Source organism: Deinococcus depolymerans (assembly GCF_039522025.1).
Classification (GTDB): domain Bacteria; phylum Deinococcota; class Deinococci; order Deinococcales; family Deinococcaceae; genus Deinococcus; species Deinococcus depolymerans.
In genome coordinates, this window is record NZ_BAAADB010000035.1 from 1 (window position 1) to 5,518 (window position 5,518).

The following is a 5,518-nucleotide window of genomic DNA, read 5'->3' on the forward strand; positions in this document are numbered from 1 at the left end:
CGCAGCAGGGGCGTCGTGAGACCCAGCACCTCGTCTGGAAGGTCATGCCCGGCGGCCCTCAGTCGGGCCACCACGCCCTCGACCTCGATCATGTTCCAGGCCACTACGGCGTTGTGCAGCACAGCCAGGGCGCTGAAACTCTGGGCCTGATCTCCGAACTCCCGGCCCCGCAGTGCGCCTTCCTGTCCGAAGAACAGGAACCGGGACAGGTCATTCGACGCCTCTCCTTTGTTCAGCTCCCGTGCCTGGACGCGGCGAAACTCCTCGCTCCCGGCGGTGCGCAGGATGTGCATGGTCTTCTCGGCCCGTCCGATCTCAGCCAAAGCCTGGTGCACCCGGTTCTGTCGGGCGTAGGATCCCAACCGGTGCAGGATCAGCGACGCTGTCGCTGTTCCTGTCTGAATCGAGGCCATCACCCGCACCACCTCATCCCAGGCCTCGCGGACGACGTGCGTTTTGATGGTGCCCTTGAGAATCGGGTCGAGGTGCTCGTAGACCTTGCTCCGGTCGAGCTTGTACAGGGTCTGCTCGTGCACGTTGGCAATGCGAGGTGCGAGATCCCTGGCGAGCAGCGCAGCAGAAGCCATGACCACCTCCGAAAAGCCGTGCGAATCGGTGAAGACCCGCCCCGGATCAAGTTCAGTGCCATGGTCAAGCAGACCGTCCAGCACGAAAGTCGCCTCCCGTAGCCGCACCGGAATGGCCTGCTGGTACAGGCGCAGGGACGTGTCGGTGGTGTGAACATACATGTTCACACCACGTCCGCCGAGCAGGTGGCTGTAGTCCGCCGCGAGAATGTTCACTGGGACGTAGAACCGCATGCCGTCCGCGCTGCACGTGTCCCCAGTGCCGTAAACGGCGGCCATCGGCAACTTCGAGGCGAAGTTCACCAGCTCGACACTGGCAGTTCTGAGGGCGTCCTCGGTGAGGAGTCCATCAGCAGCGGCAGTGATTTCGCGCACCGACAACCCGGAGGCCGAGGCCATCCGGGCTGCCCCAATGTTGCAGCCCACCGCGATCAGAGCGGCAAGGGCGTTGCGCCGCTGGACGCCGCGCGGCCAGGGCGATTTCTCGCCGTCCGGCAGGAAGGCCCTGAGTAGGTCCATCCGTGCGTCAAGGTCGATCACGATGTCTACCAGTTCGCGGGCCGGAAGGTGCCGTTCGATCAGCGCTTTGGCTGCCCGAGCGGTGGACTGAATCCCCGCTGTCCGCAGGGCGGCCAGCTTCCACTCGCCCTTGGCTGCATCGATCCGCAGTGCCTCGTTGCGGGGAACTCCGGTGTTGACGGCGCCGGTGACCGCGTGCAGCCGCTGATCCAGGTTCTCCAGATACGTGGCCGCGTCCAGTGGAAGGTTCAGCTGCGCGTAGTGCGCTTCCCGGTCACTCTGCCAGCGGTCCTTGGGGATCAGGTAGTCCTCAAAGTCTGCCCACTGGCGGGAATGCTGCACCGTGACGTCTCCGGCCTTGAGCTTCTCGACCAGGGTCGAGAGCAACGCCAGTTCGTAATGTGGACGGGACACCGCAGTGTGCCCACCCTGCCGGGTCAGCACGCAAGGCTGCCACTTTGGTGGCAGCCAGCCGGTCGGCACGTCGTCCCCGAGTTTGCGTTTGCCAGACGCATTGAAGGTGCGCAGGTGGACGACCGCCTGACCGATCAGGCTGCCTTCCGCCCACTGGAACGGCATCACCCGGAGCAGGGTCGGCGAGAAACGCCGGGTGTAGTCCCACGACGACTCGGTCAGTCGGTAGTACGACCCGTCTCCCTCCCGCAACTGTCGACTGCCTTCGACCAACCGGGTCAGTTCTTCGCGGGGATACCGCTGGATGATCTCGGACCGCAGGCCAGGGTCGGGGATCGCCTCGTCGAGGGTCAGCGTCCCGAGCACTTCGAGCACCTCCACCGCTCGACTGCGGGCCTCCTGACTGGCCTGAAACAGCTGCTGGCGGCGTTTTCTGGCTTTGTTGTGGATGTCGTTCATCACCTTGTCGAGAGCGTTGACTACCGCGTCGGTGGTCACGGCGGTTGCCATCGACAGGAAGCACAGCAGCACGGCCCGCCGTTTGGACGGCGGGAAGCGCCGCAAGCTCCAGGCGTCGTACCGGTAGCCCCACAGTGCCAACTGCCGACGCATCTCGGGGGGTAGAGTATGGACAGCCGGCCAGTTGGAGAGCCCCAGTTCCAGCAGGGTGGTGAGGCGCGCCAGCAGGAACAGCAGGGTGTCGGCCGATTCCTTCTTGGCCGGGAGTTTCAACGCCTCGATCGGTGAGCGTGGCCAGGCGGACTCCTGATTGTCCCCGGCACCCAGCAGCGCGTCGAGTTGACTTTCCTGCTCTGCTTTCAACTCCCGGGTCAGTGTGAGGTAGGTGGCCTCCAGGGCGGCCTCGCGGGCGCTGGCGATCAAGTCACGGAGGGTGGTGCGGCCCGGCCGCACCACCCGGTGAGCGAACAGCCAGCCGTGGCCGGACTGACGCAGCGATTCCGTTCGTGGCGTGCTTCGGGCCACGACGCTCAGGTGGGCCGCGAGTCGTTCGCGCTCGACCTCTCCGCAGCGCACGTACCCGAGGTACGTGCGGATCCGTTCCAGGTGCGTATGCCGGGTGTTCTCGTCGCTGGGGTAGCCGTCCAGGCCGATCGACAGCAGGCCCAGCTGGGATGCCAGAGTGTCCCGGATCTCGTCCGGCACGTCAATCAGGTTGGACAGGAAGAACCCATAGCTCCGCAGCGTGCACAGCTGGACGGCGAATCCGAGACGGTTGACTGGTCCCCGGCAACGAGCGACTTCGCTCAGGTCAGTGTCGTTCAGCAGAAACTGCTGCTGAACCAGGGCCTCGCCCAAGCCTTCCGGGAGGCGATCGCTTCCCCGCTCGCCCTCTGGGAGGTTTGACATCCAGCGGCCTAGCGGCGCTCGAGCGCTTTGAGGTACTGGTCACCCATGTTCTTGGCGCTGGTCTGGGCATAGATCTGGGTGGTGGTGATGCGCTTGTGGCGCAGGAACTTCTGGACCTGATCGAGTGGCATTCCCGCGTCCAGCAGCAGGGTGGCGACACTGGCCCGCAGACGGTGCGGGGTCACGACCTTTTCGATCCCGGCGCTAACGGCGGCATCGTGCACCACCCGTTGCACCATCCGCGGCGTGTACCGGGCAGAACGATTGCTTTCGAATAGGGAGCCGCTCGAGCGGCTCCCCAGATGGGTGCGCAATTCCTGCGCGAGGCTCGGCAATACCGGCACGTAGCCATCACTGCCGCCCTTGGCGTGCAGGATCCGGATCTGTGGCGGATCGAGGTCGAGGTGCAGATCGGCCACCGTGAGGTTCACAAACTCGCTGACACGCGCGCCGCTGTAGAACAGCGTTTTGAGCATCAGACCGTAGCGTGGAGCACGCCGGTAGGCGTGCTCAATCAGCCGTTCGACTTCCTGGTGACTGAGGCGCTCCACGGTGCGTTCCCGGTCGCGCGGTGGGTGCAGATTCAGCGCTCTGCGGGTCTGCTCCACCACGTGCTTGGTCTGGTCGTAGCTGAGGTGATGTTTGCGCCAGAGTTTGACTGTCTCCAACACCACGGCCCGCAAGTCGGCCGAGTTCGCAGTCTCTGGTTGACCGCGAACTCCGGCCGACTTACGGGCCGATTCAGTGGGGTTCATGCCTCAGTGTAGGCAAAAAGTTCGCAGTATGGTTATTCTGCGAACTCTTCCAATCTCCTTAAAGATGTCCGTCCTCGTCTCAGTGCTATTTCAGTGCCCTCTTGATCCAGGTGTTGAAATAGGCCTGTGTGGCCGCGAGGGTAAACGCAGCACAGGCCGCTACGAACCAGTACCTTGCGCTTCCCCCGGTTTCCAGGAGTGCCGTCATGGTTGGGCCAGACACCATGGCAGCCAAGCCCCAACTCGTTCCGTACACGGCGAAGTACCGTGCCCGGGCCTGAACCGGTGCAATGCGGGCCACCACCGAATACGCATGTCCCAGCAGGAGAAGATCGCCCACGCTGGCCACGACGATCGCCCAGGCAAGTTGTCCGATGGTCTGGCTCATGGCTGACGCGAGGAAGCCCAGACCGACCATCACGTAGCCCCAGATCAGGGCGGAAAGAGGCTGACGGAGCACCGCCGGACCACGCTGTAAGATCGGCTGTCCCAGGGCGATGATCGCGGCAGAGAGTGCCAGTAGGAGGCCTGCGTCTGCGGCGGGTGCGCTGTAGCGGAGTACTGAAAACGACAGGACGGCGGGGACCTGCAGGTAGACGCTGGCAAACACAGTATTGATGCCGAAGAGCCCCAGCAGAAGGGGGTCGCGCCACGGCCTGGCCGCCGAATCCAGACTGGCCTGCTGTTCAGGGACCGCAACTGCGCGCAGCTGCCAGCCCACCAGTCCTGCCGCGGCCATGCAGGTCAAAGCGTCAATCAAGAAGAGGATATGCAGGTTGGACGATCCGGTCGCCGCCGCCAGCAGCCCGGCGGCTACGGCACTGCCAGCCAGTGCGGCGCCGAGCCAGCCATACGCCTGGGGTCGGGTCGGTTCAGGCGTGAGATCCGCGATCAGGGTCTGGGAAGGTGCTTCGTAGAGTTCAAATGCCAGCCCCAGCCCTATTACTGCAGCGATGGTCATGGCCTTCCCCAGATCCGCTCCTAGGAGAGCTTGAAATACTGCGCAGCCGATGAGTCCAGCGACCATGGTTTGGACTGGACCGATCCGGTCACTGAACATCCCGCCCAGGAGTCGGGAAGGAATGGTCGCGGCCCCGAACAGGCCGAGCAGCAGGCCGACGTCAGGCAGAGAAAACTGGCCTCCCTGAACCAGCAGGGCGGCGAGAAACGGGAGTGAAAAGGCCCCCATGCGGTTGACCGCCCGCGCGAAGATCAGGAGCCGAACCGTGGGTGGTAAGGCTCGCCAGGGCTCGACCACAAGAGCGAACACTTGACCACTCCTGTGACTATTCATTTCTTGTTTACCGGTCACAACCAGAAGGTAGGCGACTGTGCGAGACTGGTCAAGTGAAGTTTGAGAGTCACATCGAGCGGGTCTTGCAGGTCACCGTCTGCCTGGTCAACAGGCTCACGCCCGGGCACTCGGGTGGTCGCGAAGTTTTCCCGGTGGCAACCAGCAATCTGGTTCCAACCGTCACGCAGTGCCTGGGCGTGAGCGTGCAGTTTGCCTGTACAGAGGCAGACGCAGCACAGTTGCTGCAGTACGCGCAGTCGTCCCGGATCGTCATTCAGTCCATCGAAGCTGGCGATCTGGAGTCTGCTGCCGTGACGGTCAATCGCTTGTTGCGTGAAACGGGAGCCCGGCCACAGCTGGATCAGCACGGGTCTGGGTGGAATCTCCACTTCCACGGCCAAGACGACTCGGTCGGTATCGGGTGGGCAGCAGGTGGTGCCGCAGCACTGGCCCTCATTGTCGGGAGTGACCGGGCGGAACGACTCGGCGTCTGCGTGGCACCGGTCTGTGACCGGGTGTACCTCGACATGTCAAAAAATGGGAGCCGGACCTTCTGCTCGAAGGCTTGTCAAAGCCGGGTC

At 63.8% G+C, this 5,518-nt stretch carries 4 protein-coding genes; 1 reads left to right on the forward strand and 3 read right to left on the reverse strand.

The genetic code is table 11. From position 1 onward, the window contains the following. The 3 genes from ABDZ66_RS17165 to ABDZ66_RS17175 form a co-directional block, all read right to left on the reverse strand. On the reverse strand, positions 1-2,837 hold a 2,837-nt coding region (locus tag ABDZ66_RS17165; protein ID WP_343761558.1), incomplete at its 3' end, for a Tn3 family transposase. A gap of 59 nt (positions 2,838-2,896) precedes the next feature. Continuing rightward, positions 2,897-3,643 carry a tyrosine-type recombinase/integrase gene (locus ABDZ66_RS17170; RefSeq protein WP_343761560.1) on the reverse strand — a complete coding sequence of 249 codons (747 nt, stop codon included), beginning with the start codon at positions 3,641-3,643 and terminating at the stop codon, positions 2,897-2,899. Positions 3,644-3,728: 85 nt separating this feature from the next. After that, the gene (locus ABDZ66_RS17175; RefSeq protein WP_343761562.1) at positions 3,729-4,955 is read right to left on the reverse strand and encodes an MFS transporter; all 1,227 of its coding nucleotides are present in this window, start codon (positions 4,953-4,955) and stop codon (positions 3,729-3,731) included. 35 nt (positions 4,956-4,990) lie between these two features. Between ABDZ66_RS17175 and ABDZ66_RS17180 the strand changes: the two genes are divergently transcribed. Continuing rightward, on the forward strand, positions 4,991-5,518 hold a 528-nt coding region (locus ABDZ66_RS17180; protein WP_343761564.1), incomplete at its 3' end, for a CGNR zinc finger domain-containing protein.